The organism is Pseudomonas sp. P4_C3 (assembly GCF_056402075.1).
On the sequence record NZ_JBFUIC010000006.1, the window covers coordinates 1 to 16,077 of the forward strand.

Below are 16,077 nucleotides of genomic sequence, written 5' to 3' on the forward strand. Positions count from 1 at the left end.
GGCGTCATTACATTCAACATCTTTGTTGACTGACACTCCGCCATCGCGAGCAAGCTCGCTCCCACAGTGGATTGCATTTCAGTCGGAGCTGGATTGTTCCAGCGCCACACCCGCACCCATCAATCCCGAATACGGCGCCGTCACCAGCCACACCGGAATCCCCTTGAAGTAATCGCTCATGCAACCCTTGTCGGCGAAGCAGCGGGCGAAACCGCTTTCGAGGAAGAAGTCGGCAAACCGCGGAATCACCCCACCCACGATGTACACGCCACCACGCCCGCCGGTGGTCAGCACGTTGTTGCCGGCCACGCGACCGAGCCAGCAGCAGAACTGCTCAAGCACTTCCACGGCAATCGGGTCGCCCGCCAGCCCGGCAGCGGTGATGGCTTCCGGCGTGTCGAGCACCGGCGTGTGCCCGTCCACCGCGCAGATCGCCCGGTAGACGCGGGGCAAGCCACCGCCACTCAAGGCTGTTTCGGCGCTGACATGGCCGATTTCGTTGAAGATGTGCTGCCAGAGTTGGGTTTCCCGTGGACTGCTCAGCGGCAAATCGACGTGACCGCCTTCGCCGGGCAACGCGGCAAAACGCCCTTCGCCAAGATCGAGCAAGGTGCCGACACCCAGGCCTGTGCCCGGGCCAATCACCACCGCCGGGCGCAACGGCTCCGGCGTACCTTCGCAGACCACGCGGAATTCGCCGGGCTGCAAACGGGTCATACCCAGGGCCATGGCCGAGAAGTCGTTGACCAGCAACAGTTGCTCGACCTGCAAGGTCTGGCAAAAGCCCTTGCGGCTCAGGCGCCAGTGATTGTTGGTGAATTTGAATTCATCGCCACTCACGGGACCGGCCACCGACAGGCACACCGAACCGATCGCCCCCGGCGCCAGCCCCAGGCCACTAAGGTAGAGGCTGATTGCCTCTTCGGGGCTGGGGAAATCTGCTGTCGCCAGCACTTGGACCGATTCCAGTTGCTGGTTTTTCCACAACGCGAAACGTGCGTTGGTCCCACCGATGTCACCGACCAAAGCCAGTTTCAATTAAGCGTCTCCAGGGCAGAAGTGAAGGCGCTGGCGCCCTGCTCCGCCGAGCTGAAGGCCATGCGCATGAAACCGAACAGCTCGCGACCGGTGCCGATGTTGTTGCCCAACAGACCTTTGGCCGGCGTGCGCGCTGCAAATTCTTCGGCGTCCACCTTAAGCTCCAGGGTGCCTTTGACGCCATCGACGCGGATGATATCGCCCTCTTGCACCCGCGCCAAAGCGCCGCCGACATAAGCTTCGGGGCTGACGTGGATGGCCGCCGGGATTTTCCCTGATGCGCCGGACATGCGCCCGTCAGTCACCAGTGCCACCTTGAAGCCGCGATCCTGCAACACACCGAGGAACGGCGTCATCTTGTGCAGTTCCGGCATGCCGTTGGAGCGCGGGCCCTGGAAGCGCATCACTGCGACAAAATCCTTCTCCAGCAAACCGGCCTTGAAGGCATCGGCCAGGTCCTGCTGATCCTGGAACACCATGGCTGGCGCTTCGACGACCTGGTTTTCCACGGCCACGGCGGAGACTTTCATCACGCCACGACCGAGGTTGCCTTCCATCACCCGCAGGCCACCCTCTGCCGAGAACGCGCGGGCGACCGGGCGCAGGATGCTTTCATCGAGGCTGTCGGTCACGCCTTCGCGCCACACCAGCTGGCCATTGTCGAGGAACGGTTCCTGGGTGTAGCGGCTCAGGCCGTGGCCCATCACGGTGTTGACGTTTTCGTGGAGCAATCCGGCTTCCAGCAGTTCGCGGATCAGGAACGACATGCCGCCCGCCGCCTGGAAGTGGTTGATGTCGGCTTTGCCGTTCGGGTAGACGTGGCTCAGGGTCGGCACGACTTCGGAGAGGTCGGCCATGTCCTGCCAGGTCAGCTGAATGCCCGCCGCCATGGCGATGGCCGGCATGTGCAAGGTGTGATTGGTCGAGCCGCCGGTGGCGTGCAGCGCAACAATCGAGTTGACCAGCGAACGCTCGTCGACGATTTCACCAATCGGGATGTAGTCACCGTTCTGCTTGGTCAAACGCGTGACCTGATGCGCCGCTTCGCGGGTCAAGGCGTCGCGCAATGGCGTATTCGGGTTGACGAAGGACGCGCCCGGCAGGTGCAGGCCCATGACTTCCATCAACAACTGGTTGGTGTTGGCGGTGCCGTAGAAGGTGCAAGTGCCAGGGCTGTGGTAGGACTTCATTTCCGATTCCAGCAGCTCCTCGCGGGTCGCCTTGCCTTCGGCGTACTTCTGGCGCACGTCGGCTTTTTGCTTGTTGGAAATGCCCGAGACCATCGGCCCGCCCGGTACGAAGATCATCGGCAGATGGCCGAAGCGCAGCGCGCCCATCATCAGGCCCGGCACGATCTTGTCGCAGATGCCGAGCAGCAGCGCGCCGTCGAACATGTTGTGGGACAGCGCCACGGCCGTGGACAACGCGATCACTTCGCGGCTCGGCAGGCTCAGTTCCATGCCCGGTTCGCCCTGGGTCACGCCATCGCACATCGCCGGGGTGCCACCGGCGAACTGGCCGACGGAGCCGATCTCGCGCAGGGCTTTCTTGATCAGTTCGGGGAAGACTTCGTACGGCTGGTGCGCCGAGAGCATGTCGTTATATGACGAAACTATCGCGATGTTGGCGGAGTTCATCATCCGCAGGCTGTGCTTGTCATCGCTGCCGCAACCGGCCACGCCGTGGGCGAAGTTGGCGCATTGCAGCTTGCCGCGCATCGGACCGTCGCTGGCCGCACCGCGGATCAATGCAAGGTAGGCCTCACGCGTGGCGCGGCTGCGGGCGATAAGCCGTTCAGTGACCTCAAGGACGCGGGGATGCATGTGTAGAACTCCAGGCTAACGGATGTGGCGACCTGATTGTCTATGTTGATCAAAGGCCGGTGTCGATGGGATGACAGACGGTTTGTTTGACCATTCGGACCAGTTGATTCAGGTCACTCGTTGTAGATCGAACAAAATATTGCCATCAAAAAGGCTTGTTTTCTATTTTTTTACGAATAATCTTGTAATTCCAACAACAAAACGACGGTAGCGCCGCAATATGACTCTTCGAATCGCAATCAATGGTTTTGGCCGCATCGGCCGTAATGTCCTGCGTGCACTCTATACCCAGGGCTACCGTCAGGATCTGCAGATCGTCGCCATCAACGATCTGGGCGACAGCGCGATCAATGCTCATCTGCTCAAGTACGACACCGTTCACGGCACGTTCGATGCCGATGTCCAGCACGATCTGGAGAGCCTGACGGTCAACGGCGACCGCATTTCGGTCAGCGCCATCCGCAACCCGGCCGAGCTGCCTTGGGCCGCGGAAAAAATTGATGTGGTGTTCGAATGCACCGGTCTGTTCACCGACCGGGCCAAAGCCGCCGCGCATATTACAGCCGGCGCGCGCAAAGTGATCATCTCGGCCCCGGCCAAAGGCGCCGACGCTACCGTGGTTTACGGGGTGAACCACGACATTCTGCGCCAATCGCACCAGATCATTTCCAACGCATCGTGCACCACCAACTGCCTGGCCCCGGTGGCCCAGGTGTTGCATCGCGAATTGGGTATCGAAAGCGGTCTGATGACCACCATCCACGCCTACACCAACGATCAGCACCTGACCGACGTCTATCACGTCGATCCGTACCGCGCCCGTTCGGCCACCCAGAACATGATCCCGAGCAAGACCGGTGCTGCCGAAGCGGTGGGCCTGGTGCTGCCGGAACTGTCGGGCAAATTGACCGGCATGTCGGTGCGCGTACCGGTGATCAATGTTTCGCTGGTGGACCTGACGGTGCAGCTCAAGCGCGAAGCGTCGGCCGATGAGGTCAATGCGCTGATGAAAGAAGCCAGCCAGCACTCGAAGATCCTTGGGTACAACACCCTGCCGCTGGTCTCCAGCGACTTCAACCACAACCCGCTGTCGTCGATCTTCGACGCCAACCACACCAAGGCCAGCGGCAAGCTGCTCAAGGTATTGGCGTGGTATGACAACGAGTGGGGCTTCTCCAACCGCATGCTCGATAACTGCCTGGCGCTGTGCAACGCCGAGTAAGCGAAGCTTACGACTGTAGGAGCTGCCGGAGGCAGCTCCTACAGATACGTGCAATGCACAGCATCGTGTTCATGCCTTGGAGCCCCCCATGATCGGCATCAGCTTTACACAAAAGACCCTGGCGGCGCGCAAGCGTATCGCCCTGGTTGCCCATGACCACTGCAAGGTGTTCTTGCTGGACTGGGCCGAACGGCAAAAAGACAGACTGGCCCAGCATGATCTGGTCGCCACCGGCACCACGGGTTTGTTGTTGCAACAACGCCTCGACCTGCCGGTACAAAGCATGATCAGCGGGCCACTGGGCGGCGACCAACAACTCGGCGCGCAAATCGCCGAGCAGCGGGTCGACATGCTGGTGTTTTTCTGGGACCCGTTCGAACCCCAGCCCCACGACCCGGATATCAAGGCATTGCTGCGGGTCGCAGCGGTGTGGAACATCCCGGTGGCTTGCAACGAATGCAGCGCCGACTACCTGCTCAGCAGCCCGTTGATGGATCAGGCGCATACCCATCGGATTCCCGATTACGCGACCTATTTGCAGGGTCGCGCGTAAATGTGCTGCGGCCCGCAGTTCGCCGCGCCTGAGTGCCTGGCTGGGCAATCTGTGGATCTGGTCACGACCGGAATCACTGCCGCAATCACCTGAAGTCTCCTCAAGCCGCCCTGTAACAGCCGACAACGGCACACTTGAAAGTACCTACTTCCTGCTCGGATTTCTCCTACGTGTTTATCAGGTCATCCATGACCGGGTTTGGCCGTTAAGCACCATGAAACCCCACAACGAGAAGCTGACATGAATGTAAGTGCCGCTGCATCTTTTCAAGTTCCGTATCCGCAAACATTGAAAGCGAACACGGAAAAAGCCCAGCCTGAGAAAGTTGACATTCCGGTAATGAATGACAGGTTAAGGTTGACCATCGAGAAACTCCGAGCTCCTCAAAGTGAAGCTAGAAATCTCAGCAGCGAAAAACTGAATGAGGTGGATGAATTTTTGAATGCGCTCGAACCACATAACGAGTTCACTGACCTCCCCCCTCGGATAAAAAGCTACAGACATTCAATGATTAGGCATCATGAATTCTACGCAAGTTTGACGCTAAAAAAAATGGAAGGGATTTACTCCGATTTCAAAAAAGACCTGCAAAGCAAATGGTCTGGCTTGGCCAATAAAGTAATGGGCTTCACCGTGGCCGAAGACGGTCAGTTGAAAGTCACTTCGCCCCCCGACACACTGACTGCCAGGGATGAGGAGATATTGAATACCCTGTTGAACGAGACCAAAGGTTTGCAAACCCTGACACTCAAGCATGCCAAGCTCGTAATCGAACTGGTCCAAATGGATAAACCACAGTTCGAAGGCAAGGTGAATCTTGACCTGCGCAACTTCCATAAGATGATTGACTATGGATTATTGCTGAACAAAGGTGCGCTTGACCTGAGAAATTCAGACTCCTGGCTGGATCAATTGCATAAAAACGCTGAAAAATATCCGTTTGAAAAAAGGCAGGGGCTACACATCGAAGCCTGATCGTTTGATAAAGCCCGGTAACGCGGGTGTGCACTACCGCGTTACCGGGAATATAACAGGCCTAGTTACGCAACATATTTTGATAGCATATCTGAGCAAATGAAACGTTCCGCACGTTGTAACCTCCCACCCCCGAATCCTCTTTGCGTTGAACCTGGATCAACCAATACCCCAGGTTGTATTCAACTTCCCACTTATAGCGATACTTGCCACTGCTGGTCCAGAAAGGATCAGACTTCAACTGGCCATAACACCTGCCCAACTCAAGGGCTTGCACAGCGCTACCAGTGCTGTCCGTTATAAGATCGAACCTTTCATCATCCGCCCCCGCCCCCTTGTTCAATATCAAGGTAGCGGTAGCACCTTCGAGCGGTTGCCCGGTCGAATCCCTCAATCGGACCGACCAATTCAAGACTCTGTAGGCCTGTGTGGTCGCCCAGTAGTGCCGCAGATCACCGGTATCGCCCTGGACACGACTGTCGGCGTAGTAAGGCGCTGAACCAAACTCGAGCTTGTAGATATCACCTGCCACGAACGGGGCGGACGGCTTCTTCGAGATACGAACCTGAACTTCCTCATTCGGCTGTAAGCCAGACACCGTAAAGGGTACACCCCAAGGGATTACGGCCCATGTGCCATTTCGATTGTATTCCAGCGTCAATGGCCCGCCTTTCGTCCCACTCGCATGGATCCACACATCCTGTCCCCGCACCGCCATGAAGCTGTATTGCTTCACATCCGTTTCGTCAGCCAGACTTTCCTTGAGGGTGTTCAGTTTGTCCGGCAATACCGTTGCCGCCGAGGGAATTTGAGAGGCGATACCCGAAACAGCTGCCGAGCTCAGAAAAGACATCGCAGGTGCCGCACCTGCCGCCAATAACATCCCCCAAAACAACAACACCGAGCGAAGCCCGATCCCTTTAAAACAAGTCATACACATGAAGTCCTTCTCATTATTTTTTGTCAGATGCCAGAAGCGAAAACTTCCGCAAGCGTTCCACCGAGGTGGCCTGCGCATTTAAGCGGTCTGCCCTGAATGAGAAGCGGTACATATGTATTTCGTGAATTTCATTTTCGGCGCCACTGCCCTGAAATGACTCCGCGCTTTTTCCTATTTTTACCCCCATTTTCGGCACATTTTTCTGCGCAAACGTTCAACCACTACCGTTCGTCGAGTTACCCCTCATGTAACCTCAGCGCCACGCCGATGTGCATTGATCGGCGCTAAATGGATTTAGCGAGTGAGCCGCAACGGCCCACAGCCAACACTTCATCCATTCGCGAGTTCGCCTCATGTTCGACTCACTGTCCATTCGCCTGAAAATCGTCCTGCTGTCCGGTCTGTGCCTGCTGGGTGTAGTCGCCTTGATAGTGGGCATGAACATTTACCAGACCAATCAGAACGATGACCTGGTCAACGATTCCAGCAGCAGAATGCTTACCGCCAGTGTGCAGGACCTGCTTCAGGCCAAAGCCGCCGAGCAAGCGGTGCGGGTGCAGAAGACCTTCGGTGAAACCCTGACGGTGGTGACCGCCCTCGCGGACCAGATCAAGGACATGCGCACCCTGGCCGCCAAGCGCGAGCTTGCGCCCGGCGCCCTGCGTGAAGAGTTGAACCAGAGCCTGAAAACCGCCTTTGAGCGCAACGGCAAAGTGCTGGGCATCTGGCTGGCGTTCGAACCCAACGGCCTGGACGGCAAGGACAGCGAGTTCGCCAACGACGCCGCCCGCCAGTCTAACGAGAACGGCCGTTTCGCCACCTACTGGAGCCGCGCCGGGGGTGAGCCGCTGAACACGATCATGGTCGAAGAGGACATGACCAAAACCACCCTGAACCTCAGTGGCACGCCGTACAACGTCTGGTACACCTGCCCGCGGGACAGCCAGCGCACCTGCCTGCTCGACCCCTACGCCGATACTGTCGGCGGCAAGGAAGTGTTGATGACCACCATCTCCGTACCGCTGCTGGTGGATGGCAAGTCCATCGGCGTGGTCGGTATCGACATCGCCCTTGATGCCCTGCAAGCGGCGGCGGTTGATTCCCAGCGCGTGCTGTTCAACAGCGCCGGACACATGCTGATCGTCTCCGGCACTGGCGTGCTGGCTGCCTACAGTGTCGATGCCGGTAAAGTCGGCAAGAACATCGGCGACACCCTGGGCGCGGATGGCAAGGACATCCTGCAATTGCTCGCTACTGGCGCGCCGAAGATTCTCCAGCAAGGTGACCTGATCCGCGCGGTGTACCCGGTGAGTCCGATTGCCGATGCCAAGGCCTGGGCCGTGGTCATCGACCTGCCCAGGCAAGTGCTGCTGGCCGACTCGGTGAAGCTGCAGGCCGTGCTCGACGATGCCCAGCAAAGCGGCACGATCAAGGCGCTGTCGGTGGCGGTGATCGCCGGCCTGCTCGGGCTGTTGCTGATGTGGCTCACCGCGTYGGGCGTGACCCGGCCGATCAACAGCGTGGCACAAATGCTCAAGGCGATTGCCAGTGGCGACGGCGACCTGACCCAGCGCCTGCACTACAGCAAGCAGGACGAACTGGGCGAACTGGTGAGCTGGTTCAACCGCTTCCTCGACAAGCTGCAACCGACCATCGCGCAGATCAAGCAAAGCATCACCGATGCCCGTGGCACCGCCGACCAGTCTTCAGAAATCGCCCGCCAGACCAGCGAAGGCATGCAGGTGCAATTCCGCGAAATCGACCAGGTCGCCACCGCGTCCAACGAGATGAGCGCCACCGCCCACGATGTCGCCAACAGCGCCTCGAACGCGGCCAACGCTGCCAAGGGTGCCGACCAATCGGCCCGCGACGGCATGTCGATCATCGAGCGCAGCACCCGCGATATCAATCAACTGGCCGAAGAGGTCAGCAAGGCCGTGACCGAAGTCGAAGCCCTCGCGGTCAACAGCGAGCAGATCGGTTCGGTGCTGGAGGTGATTCGCAGCATCGCCGAACAAACCAACCTGCTGGCGCTCAACGCGGCGATTGAAGCCGCCCGTGCCGGCGAGAGCGGTCGCGGCTTTGCGGTGGTGGCCGATGAAGTGCGCAACCTGGCCAAGCGCACCCAGGATTCGGTGGAAGAAATTCGCCTGGTGATCGAACGCATCCAGTCCGGCACCCGCGGCGTGGTCGCGACCATGCATTCAAGCCAGACCCAGGCCCACAGCAACGCCGGGCAGATTCAGCAGGCGGTCCAGGCCTTGAGCAAGATCAGTGACGCGGTCACCGTGATCAGCGACATGAACCTGCAAATCGCCAGCGCCGCCGAGCAGCAAAGCGCCGTGGCCGAAGAGGTCAACCGCAACGTCTCGGCGATCCGCACCGTCACCGAAACCCTGACCGGCCAGGCCACCGAATCGGCACAGATCAGCAGCCAGCTCAACGCCCTGACCACCCAGCAGATGAAGTTGATGGATCAGTTTCGCGTTTAAAGCACCGACCGAAGATCCCCCTGTGGGAGCGAGCTTGCTCGCGATGACGGAATTACATTCAACATCAATGTTGATTGAAAGACCGCTATCGCGAGCAAGCTCGCTCCCACAAGGTTTCACATGATCCAGCCATGTTTTGGACTAAGATCTGGCTCTCGTTCCGGAGGGCCCTTCGATGACTGATCTGCTCACGTCCATTCAAGCTGCACTCGGTTTGCCTCACTATCCGATTCCATTCACGTCCAGCGGCGCCCTGCCCTCGGCGTTTGCCGTCACGGATCTGGCCTGCGCCAGCATCGCTGCCGCCGGCCAGGTCGTCAGCGAACTGCTGCACCAACAAACCGGACGCCTGCCCGATCTTGAAGTTGACCGGCGTTTGGCGTCCTTCTGGTTCTCAACCTCGATTCGCCCGATCGGCTGGAGCGTTCCGCCGCTGTGGGATGCGGTGGCCGGTGACTACGCCACCCGCGATGGCTGGATTCGCCTGCACACCAACGCACCCCACCACCGCGCCGCTGCCGAACGCGTGCTCGGTGCCTGTACCGACCGCGCAGCGATGGCCGGTAAAGTGGCTCGATGGGCGAAAAGCGAGCTGGAGCAGGCGGTAGTCGATGCCGGTGGCTGTGCCGCCGAAATGCGCACCTGGGATCAATGGCAGACCCATCCTCAAGGCCAGGCGGTAAATGCCGAACCCTTKATTCATTTCACCAGCCACCCTGGCCAGAGCGACAAACCGTGGGCGGGCTCAGTGGCCCGGCCACTGTCTGGCATCAAGGTGCTGGATTTGACCCGGGTGCTGGCAGGCCCCATCGCCAGCCGCTTTCTGGCCGGCCTGGGCGCTGATGTCTTGCGCATCGATCCGCCGACCTGGAACGAGCCGGGGGTGGTGCCGGAAGTCACATTGGGAAAACGCTGCGCGCGTCTTGATCTGAATGACAGGTCCGACCGCGGCATATTCGAATGCCTGCTCAAGGATGCCGACATTCTGCTCCACGGTTATCGCGCCGATGCACTGGAGCGACTTGGCCTGGGCATGAATGAGCGCCGGCAACTGAACCCAGGCCTGATCGATGTTTGCCTCAACGCCTATGGCTGGATCGGCCCCTGGCAAAACCGAAGGGGCTTCGACAGCCTGGTGCAGATGAGCAGCGGCATTGCCGAAGCGGGCATGCGCTGGAAACAGGCGGACAAGCCGACACCGTTGCCGGTCCAGGCCCTCGATCACGCCACCGGGTATTTGATGGCGGCCAGTGCGATCAGGTTGTTGGCAGAGCGCTTGAGCCGCGGGATGGGGGGATCGGCCCGGTTGTCGTTGGCGCGTACGGCGAAGTTGTTGATCGAGCATGGGCCAGGGACGAGTGAAGCGTTACATACGGAAAATGAGCAGGATCTGGGGTTGATGGTGGAGCAGACACCTTGGGGGCCGGCGCACCGGTTGCACGCTCCTTTGAAGATCACAGCGACGCCGTTGCAATGGACGCTTCCGGCCACGGAATTGGGTTCACATCCCGCACAGTGGTGGTGACTTTTAGATAGCTATCGCGAGCAGGCTCGCTCCCACAGGTGAGCGGGTTCTCCCGGACGACCGCGATCAAATGTAGGAGCGAGCCTGCTCGCGATGGCGCCAGTGGAGACAACACTAAACTCGCTCCCGATCAGTCCGCCCGACTCAACGAAGTCCACAGCACCTGCGCCGCATACCCTCGATAAGGCTGCCAGCTTTCGGCTCGCGCCAAAAGCTGCCGCGCCGTCACCGGCCCACCCTCCAGCGCCGCCAATGCATTGATCAACCCCACGTCGCCATTGGGAAATCCATCCATCTCCCGCAACTGTCGCAACGCAATGTATTGCGCCGTCCAGTCGCCAATCCCATGCAAGGCCAATAACCGCGCTACGCCTCCCTCCCGACCGGGCTCGAACAACCGTGGATCATCGAGTAATGCCTGGGCCACCCCCGACAACGTCCGGCCTCGGCTTTTCGGCATGCCCAACGCGGCCAGATCTGCGCCTGCCAAAACGCTGGCCTCGGGAAACACATGGGTCAACCCCGGCAACCGTGAATGGAATGGCGTGCCGTACTGCGCCACCAGTTTCCCCGCCAATTTGATCGCCGCCACCACCGTGATCTGCTGCCCCAGTACCGCGCGGATCGCCAACTCCAGGCCATCCCACGCCCCCGGCACACGCAGCCCGGGGTGCTCGGCAATCAGCCGCGCCAGCAGCGGATCAACTGCCAGGTGCCGGTGAATCGTGGACAGGTCGGCGTCCAGATCAAACATCCGCCGCACGCTTGCGACGATTGCAGGGACGGCGCCCGGATCAGGAAAATCCAGGGTCAACTCAAGGGCATCCAAGGTGCCAGGCTGGATCGAGAACATACCGCAAGCACCGTTCAAACCGATGCTGCGCGAATACACACCGTCGACCACCGTTTCCAACCCGACAATCGCCCGCGCCGACAAAAACCCGAGCAGCGCCGGCCAGTCATAGGGTGGCTGGTACGCCAGCAACAGCTTCACAGACTCAACAAGCCGCTGTACACGCCATAGGCCGCCAGCCCCGCATAACCCAGAGCGATGCCAGCAATCATCGAACCCACCACCAACGCGATCAACGCGCTCAGGCGAAGCTTGTTCGGTGATTGCGACATCGTTGCATCTCCATTTTTGGGGGCGGCAACTGCCGCGAAGTCGTCACATAACGGGCGGCAACTAAACTGATGAAGAGTAATAACGTTTATTGGATAACGCCAACAAGCTTCTTTTTTACTTGCACAAAATGGCTATTTTTACACCGATATAATCATTTGTTTTATACGTCTTTTTAATACATCAATTCAGTACAAAAAATGCATGAATAAAATTTGCAGATTTTGAAAAACCAACTAGCGTCATAATTCGAAACAAATGCTAAAAAGTTCTTGAATAATCTGCAAAAGCCTCTAGAACAGGCATTACAGGCAGCAACATTGTAAATGATGGCACTCCGCCAACAAACTGGGAACGCTCTCATTTAGTGATCTAAGTCAGCTGATTGAGCAGTCAACGGAATTAGTCTGTTGCCTCTCTTCTCCTGCATTGGAGTCATGCAATGTCTGAAGCTCCCGGAAAACTGAAACTCGGCGCGCTGGTTGCGTTAGTCGTGGGTTCGATGATTGGTGGGGGGATCTTTTCCTTGCCACAAAACATGGCCGCCAGTGCCGATGTCGGCGCCATTCTGATTGGTTGGGCGATCACCGCCGTCGGCATGCTCACCCTGGCGTTTGTGTTCCAGACCCTGGCCAACCGCAAACCCGACCTTGATGGCGGGGTTTACGCCTACGCCAAGGCCGGTTTCGGCGACTACATGGGCTTCTCGTCCGCTTGGGGGTACTGGATCAGTGCCTGGCTGGGCAACGTTGGCTACTTCGTCTTGCTGTTCAGCACGCTCGGCTACTTCTTTCCGCTATTTGGGGAGGGGAATACCCCTGCCGCCGTGATCGGCGCCTCGGTGCTGCTCTGGGCCGTACATTTCCTCGTACTGCGAGGAATAAAGGAAGCAGCGTTCATCAACCTGGTGACCACCGTCGCCAAGATCGTGCCGCTGCTGCTGTTCATGTTGATTGCATTGTTCGCCTTCAAACTGGACATCTTCACCGCCGACATCTGGGGCCTGAAGAACCCGGACCTGGGCAGCGTGATGGACCAGGTACGCAAAATGATGCTGGTCACCGTGTGGGTGTTCATCGGCATCGAAGGCGCGAGCATCTTTTCGGCCCGGGCGGAAAAGCGCAGCGATGTGGGTAAGGCCACTGTGATCGGCTTCGTCACCGTGCTGCTGTTTTTAGTGCTGGTCAACGTGCTGTCGCTGGGGATCATGACCCAGCCGGAACTGGCCAAACTGCAGAACCCCTCAATGGCCGCCGTGCTGGAACACGTGGTCGGTCACTGGGGTGCGGTGCTGATCAGCGTCGGTTTGATCATCTCGTTGCTGGGGGCGTTGCTGTCGTGGGTGCTGCTGTGCGCGGAGATCATGTTCGCCGCCGCCAGGGACCACACCATGCCGGCGTTTTTGCGCAAGGAAAACGCCAACCATGTACCGGTCAACGCCCTGTGGCTGACCAACGCCATGGTGCAGATTTTCCTGATCATCACGCTGTTCTCCGCCAGCACTTACCTGTCGCTGATCTACCTCGCCACCTCGATGATCCTGGTGCCGTACCTGTGGTCGGCGGCCTACGCGTTGCTGTTGGCGGTGCGTGGCGAAAGCTACGAAGGCGCGGCGGGCGAACGGCAGAAGGATCTCATCATCGGCGCCGTGGCCCTGGTCTACGCGATCTGGCTGCTGTACGCCGGCGGCATCAAATACCTGCTGCTGTCTGCCCTGCTCTACGCCCCCGGCGTGATCCTGTTCGCCAAGGCCAAGCTGGAAATCAACAAACCGGTTTTCACCAACGTCGAGAAGCTGGTTTTCGCTGCGGTGGTCGTCGGTGCCGTGGTGGCGGCCTACGGTCTCTACGACGGTTTCCTGACCCTTTAGCTCCTGTTTCTAGAAGCACTACCCTGTTTTGTCATCTGGAGGATCACTGTAATGACCACGGAAAAAGTTAAGTACGGCGTCCATTCCGAAGCCGGCAAACTGCGCAAAGTCATGGTTTGCTCCCCAGGACTTGCCCATCAGCGGCTGACCCCGAACAACTGCGATGAACTGCTGTTCGATGATGTGCTGTGGGTGGCCCAGGCCAAGCGCGACCACTTCGACTTCGTCACCAAGATGCGCGAACGCAACATCGATGTGCTGGAAATGCACAACCTGCTGACCGACATCGTCGCCATCCCCGAAGCCCTGGACTGGATTCTGGAACGCAAGATCACCGCCAACTCGGTGGGTCTGGGCCTGATCAACGAAACCGCCTCGTGGCTGCGCAGCCTGGAGCCGCGCAAGATCGCCGAGTTCCTGATCGGCGGCGTATCGGGCGATGATCTGCCGACCAGTTTCGGTGGCAAGGCCATCGAGATGTTCCGCGACTTCCTCGGCAACTCCAGCTTCATCCTGCCGCCGCTGCCCAACACCCAGTTCACCCGCGATACCACCTGCTGGATCTACGGTGGCGTCACCCTCAACCCGATGTACTGGCCGGCGCGCCGTCAGGAAACCCTGCTGACCACCGCCATCTACAAATTCCACCCCGCGTTCACCAACGCCGACTTCCAGATCTGGTACGGCGACCCGGACAAAGACCATGGCAACGCCACCCTTGAGGGCGGTGATGTGATGCCGATCGGCAACGGCGTGGTGTTGATCGGTATGGGCGAACGCTCGTCGCGCCAAGCCATTGCGCAACTGGCGGTGAACTTGTTCAAAAACAAGGCCGTCGAGAAAGTGATCGTCGCCGGCCTGCCGAAATCCCGCGCGGCGATGCACCTGGACACCGTGTTCAGCTTCTGCGATCGCGACCTCGTCACGATCTTCCCGGAAGTGGTGAACCAGATTGTCGCCTTCACCCTGCGCCCCGATGAAAGCAAGGCCGGTGGCATCGACATCCGTCGCGAAGAAACCAACTTCCTCGATACCGTGGCCCAGGCCCTGAACCTCAAAGCTTTGCGCGTGGTGGAAACCGGCGGCAACAGCTTCGCCGCCGAACGCGAGCAATGGGACGACGGCAACAACGTAGTGGCCGTGGAACCGGGCGTGGTCATCGGCTATGACCGCAACACCTACACCAACACCCTGCTGCGCAAGGCCGGTGTGGAGGTCATCACCATCAGCGCCGGCGAACTCGGCCGGGGACGGGGCGGCGGCCATTGCATGACCTGCCCGATCATCCGCGATCCGATTGACTACTAACCTGTTCACCTTAGGAGATCCAAAATGGCGTTCAATATCCATAACCGCAATCTGCTGAGCCTGGAACACCACACCCCTCGCGAATTGCGCTACCTGCTCGACCTGTCCCGCGACCTCAAGCGTGCCAAGTACACCGGCACCGAACAGCAGCATCTCAAGGGCAACAACATCGCGCTGATCTTCGAAAAGACCTCGACCCGCACCCGCTGTGCGTTCGAAGTTGCAGCCTATGACCAGGGCGCCAACGTCACCTACATCGACCCGAACTCTTCGCAGATCGGCCACAAGGAAAGCATGAAGGACACCGCCCGTGTGCTCGGGCGCATGTACGATGCCATCGAGTACCGTGGCTTCAAGCAGGAAATCGTTGAGGAACTGGCCAAGTTCGCCGGTGTGCCGGTGTTCAACGGCCTGACCGACGAATACCACCCAACGCAAATGATCGCCGACGTGCTGACCATGCGCGAACACGCCGACAAGCCGATCCACGAGATCAGCTACGCCTATCTCGGCGATGCGCGTAACAACATGGGCAACTCGCTGCTGCTGATCGGCGCCAAGCTCGGCATGGACGTGCGCATCTGCGCGCCGAAAGCCCTGTGGCCGGCGGACGACCTGGTGGCTCGCTGCAAGCAATACGCAGAAGAAAGCGGCGCGCGCATCACCCTCACCGAAGACCCGAAAGCCGCCGTCAAGGGCGTGGACTTCATCCATACCGATGTGTGGGTGTCGATGGGCGAGCCGGTCGAAGCCTGGGCCGAGCGCATCCAGCAACTGCTGCCGTATCAGGTCAACGCCGAACTGATGAAAGCCACCGGCAATCCGCGCACCAAGTTCATGCACTGCCTGCCGGCGTTCCACAACAGTGATACCAAGATCGGCAAGCAGATTGCCGAACAGTACCCGCACCTGAAGAACGGCATCGAAGTGACCGATGACGTGTTCGAGTCGCCGGCCTGCATCGCCTTCGAGCAAGCGGAAAACCGCATGCATACCATCAAGGCGATTCTGGTGTCGACGCTGGCGGATCTCTAACGGCTGACTCGGCTCCCACTGACGGAACATACCCCCCTGTGGGAGCGAGCTTGCTCGCGATAGCGGAGTAACAGTCAACAAATGTGTTGAATGTGAAAGAGTCATCGCGAGCAAGCTCGCTCCCACATTGATCGGGTTCCCACCGGGAGACAGAGTGCCTGCAACCTTTTTAC

At 59.2% G+C, this 16,077-nt stretch carries 13 protein-coding genes and 1 pseudogene; 9 read left to right on the top strand and 5 right to left on the bottom strand.

Annotated elements, in window-relative coordinates; translation table 11 throughout:
- Positions 1-78: 78 nt before the first annotated feature.
- Together AC1DVH_RS02590 and edd are read right to left on the bottom strand one after the other, a co-directional pair.
- Positions 79-1,038: a glucokinase gene (locus tag AC1DVH_RS02590; protein ID WP_477752509.1), complete on the bottom strand. Its 960-nt coding sequence runs from the start codon at positions 1,036-1,038 to the stop codon at positions 79-81.
- Positions 1,035-2,861: a phosphogluconate dehydratase gene (edd, locus tag AC1DVH_RS02595; protein ID WP_223445794.1), complete on the bottom strand. Its 1,827-nt coding sequence runs from the start codon at positions 2,859-2,861 to the stop codon at positions 1,035-1,037. The genes AC1DVH_RS02590 and edd overlap by 4 nt, the downstream gene beginning before the upstream one ends.
- 220 nt (positions 2,862-3,081) lie before the next feature.
- Here edd and gap point away from each other — a divergent pair, with 220 nt between their 5' ends.
- The 3 genes from gap to AC1DVH_RS02610 all read left to right on the top strand — a co-directional run bounded on the left by gap (position 3,082) and on the right by AC1DVH_RS02610 (position 5,611).
- Positions 3,082-4,083, top strand: a complete 1,002-nt coding sequence (gene gap / locus AC1DVH_RS02600) for a type I glyceraldehyde-3-phosphate dehydrogenase (RefSeq protein ID WP_477752510.1) — start codon at positions 3,082-3,084, stop codon at positions 4,081-4,083.
- A gap of 88 nt (positions 4,084-4,171) precedes the next feature.
- Positions 4,172-4,636: a methylglyoxal synthase gene (locus AC1DVH_RS02605; protein WP_218427125.1), complete on the top strand. Its 465-nt coding sequence runs from the start codon at positions 4,172-4,174 to the stop codon at positions 4,634-4,636.
- A 240-nt stretch (positions 4,637-4,876) separates the two neighbouring features.
- The gene (locus AC1DVH_RS02610) at positions 4,877-5,611 is read left to right on the top strand and encodes a hypothetical protein (protein WP_477752511.1); all 735 of its coding nucleotides are present in this window, start codon (positions 4,877-4,879) and stop codon (positions 5,609-5,611) included.
- Between the two features lie 61 nt (positions 5,612-5,672).
- Here the strand turns inward: AC1DVH_RS02610 and AC1DVH_RS02615 are convergent, their stop codons facing one another.
- A complete protein-coding gene (locus AC1DVH_RS02615) occupies positions 5,673-6,545 on the bottom strand; it encodes a hypothetical protein (protein ID WP_477752512.1) in 873 nt (290 codons plus the stop codon).
- A 623-nt stretch (positions 6,546-7,168) separates the two neighbouring features.
- Here AC1DVH_RS02615 and AC1DVH_RS02620 point away from each other — a divergent pair.
- From AC1DVH_RS02620 to AC1DVH_RS02630, 3 genes and pseudogenes are all read left to right on the top strand, one after another.
- Positions 7,169-8,185, top strand: a pseudogene (locus AC1DVH_RS02620) (methyl-accepting chemotaxis protein); the annotation flags it as partial.
- Positions 8,186-8,287: 102 nt separating this feature from the next.
- Entirely contained in the window at positions 8,288-9,043 is a 756-nt protein-coding gene (locus AC1DVH_RS02625) for a methyl-accepting chemotaxis protein (protein ID WP_477752564.1), read from the top strand.
- 175 nt (positions 9,044-9,218) lie between these two features.
- Positions 9,219-10,568, top strand: a complete 1,350-nt coding sequence (locus AC1DVH_RS02630; protein WP_477752513.1) for a CoA transferase — start codon at positions 9,219-9,221, stop codon at positions 10,566-10,568.
- Positions 10,569-10,698: 130 nt separating this feature from the next.
- Here the strand turns inward: AC1DVH_RS02630 and AC1DVH_RS02635 are convergent, their stop codons facing one another.
- Positions 10,699-11,562: a DNA-3-methyladenine glycosylase family protein gene (locus tag AC1DVH_RS02635; protein WP_477752514.1), complete on the bottom strand. Its 864-nt coding sequence runs from the start codon at positions 11,560-11,562 to the stop codon at positions 10,699-10,701.
- Complete coding sequence (locus AC1DVH_RS02640; RefSeq protein ID WP_477752567.1) at positions 11,559-11,693, bottom strand: hypothetical protein; 135 nt, start codon at positions 11,691-11,693, stop codon at positions 11,559-11,561. The genes AC1DVH_RS02635 and AC1DVH_RS02640 overlap by 4 nt, the downstream gene beginning before the upstream one ends.
- Before the next feature lie 440 nt (positions 11,694-12,133).
- Between AC1DVH_RS02640 and arcD the strand changes: the two genes are divergently transcribed.
- From arcD to AC1DVH_RS02655, 3 genes are read left to right on the top strand one after another with little or no spacing between them, the layout of a single operon-like run.
- Positions 12,134-13,561 carry an arginine-ornithine antiporter gene (gene arcD, locus AC1DVH_RS02645; protein ID WP_477752515.1) on the top strand — a complete coding sequence of 476 codons (1,428 nt, stop codon included), beginning with the start codon at positions 12,134-12,136 and terminating at the stop codon, positions 13,559-13,561.
- Between the two features lie 51 nt (positions 13,562-13,612).
- Complete coding sequence (gene arcA / locus AC1DVH_RS02650; protein ID WP_477752516.1) at positions 13,613-14,869, top strand: arginine deiminase; 1,257 nt, start codon at positions 13,613-13,615, stop codon at positions 14,867-14,869.
- Positions 14,870-14,893: 24 nt separating this feature from the next.
- Positions 14,894-15,904: an ornithine carbamoyltransferase gene (locus AC1DVH_RS02655; protein ID WP_046042231.1), complete on the top strand. Its 1,011-nt coding sequence runs from the start codon at positions 14,894-14,896 to the stop codon at positions 15,902-15,904.
- Positions 15,905-16,077 lie beyond the last annotated feature (173 nt).

Coding starts and splice junctions, on each gene's coding strand:
- edd (WP_223445794.1), bottom strand. CDS start 2,861: ATGCATCCCCGCGTCCTTGAGGTCACTGAACGGCTTATCGCCCGCAGC.
- gap (WP_477752510.1), top strand. CDS start 3,082: ATGACTCTTCGAATCGCAATCAATGGTTTTGGCCGCATCGGCCGTAAT.
- AC1DVH_RS02605 (WP_218427125.1), top strand. CDS start 4,172: ATGATCGGCATCAGCTTTACACAAAAGACCCTGGCGGCGCGCAAGCGT.
- AC1DVH_RS02610 (WP_477752511.1), top strand. CDS start 4,877: ATGAATGTAAGTGCCGCTGCATCTTTTCAAGTTCCGTATCCGCAAACA.
- AC1DVH_RS02615 (WP_477752512.1), bottom strand. CDS start 6,545: ATGACTTGTTTTAAAGGGATCGGGCTTCGCTCGGTGTTGTTGTTTTGG.
- AC1DVH_RS02625 (WP_477752564.1), top strand. CDS start 8,288: ATGCAGGTGCAATTCCGCGAAATCGACCAGGTCGCCACCGCGTCCAAC.
- AC1DVH_RS02640 (WP_477752567.1), bottom strand. CDS start 11,693: ATGTCGCAATCACCGAACAAGCTTCGCCTGAGCGCGTTGATCGCGTTG.
- arcD (WP_477752515.1), top strand. CDS start 12,134: ATGTCTGAAGCTCCCGGAAAACTGAAACTCGGCGCGCTGGTTGCGTTA.
- arcA (WP_477752516.1), top strand. CDS start 13,613: ATGACCACGGAAAAAGTTAAGTACGGCGTCCATTCCGAAGCCGGCAAA.
- AC1DVH_RS02655 (WP_046042231.1), top strand. CDS start 14,894: ATGGCGTTCAATATCCATAACCGCAATCTGCTGAGCCTGGAACACCAC.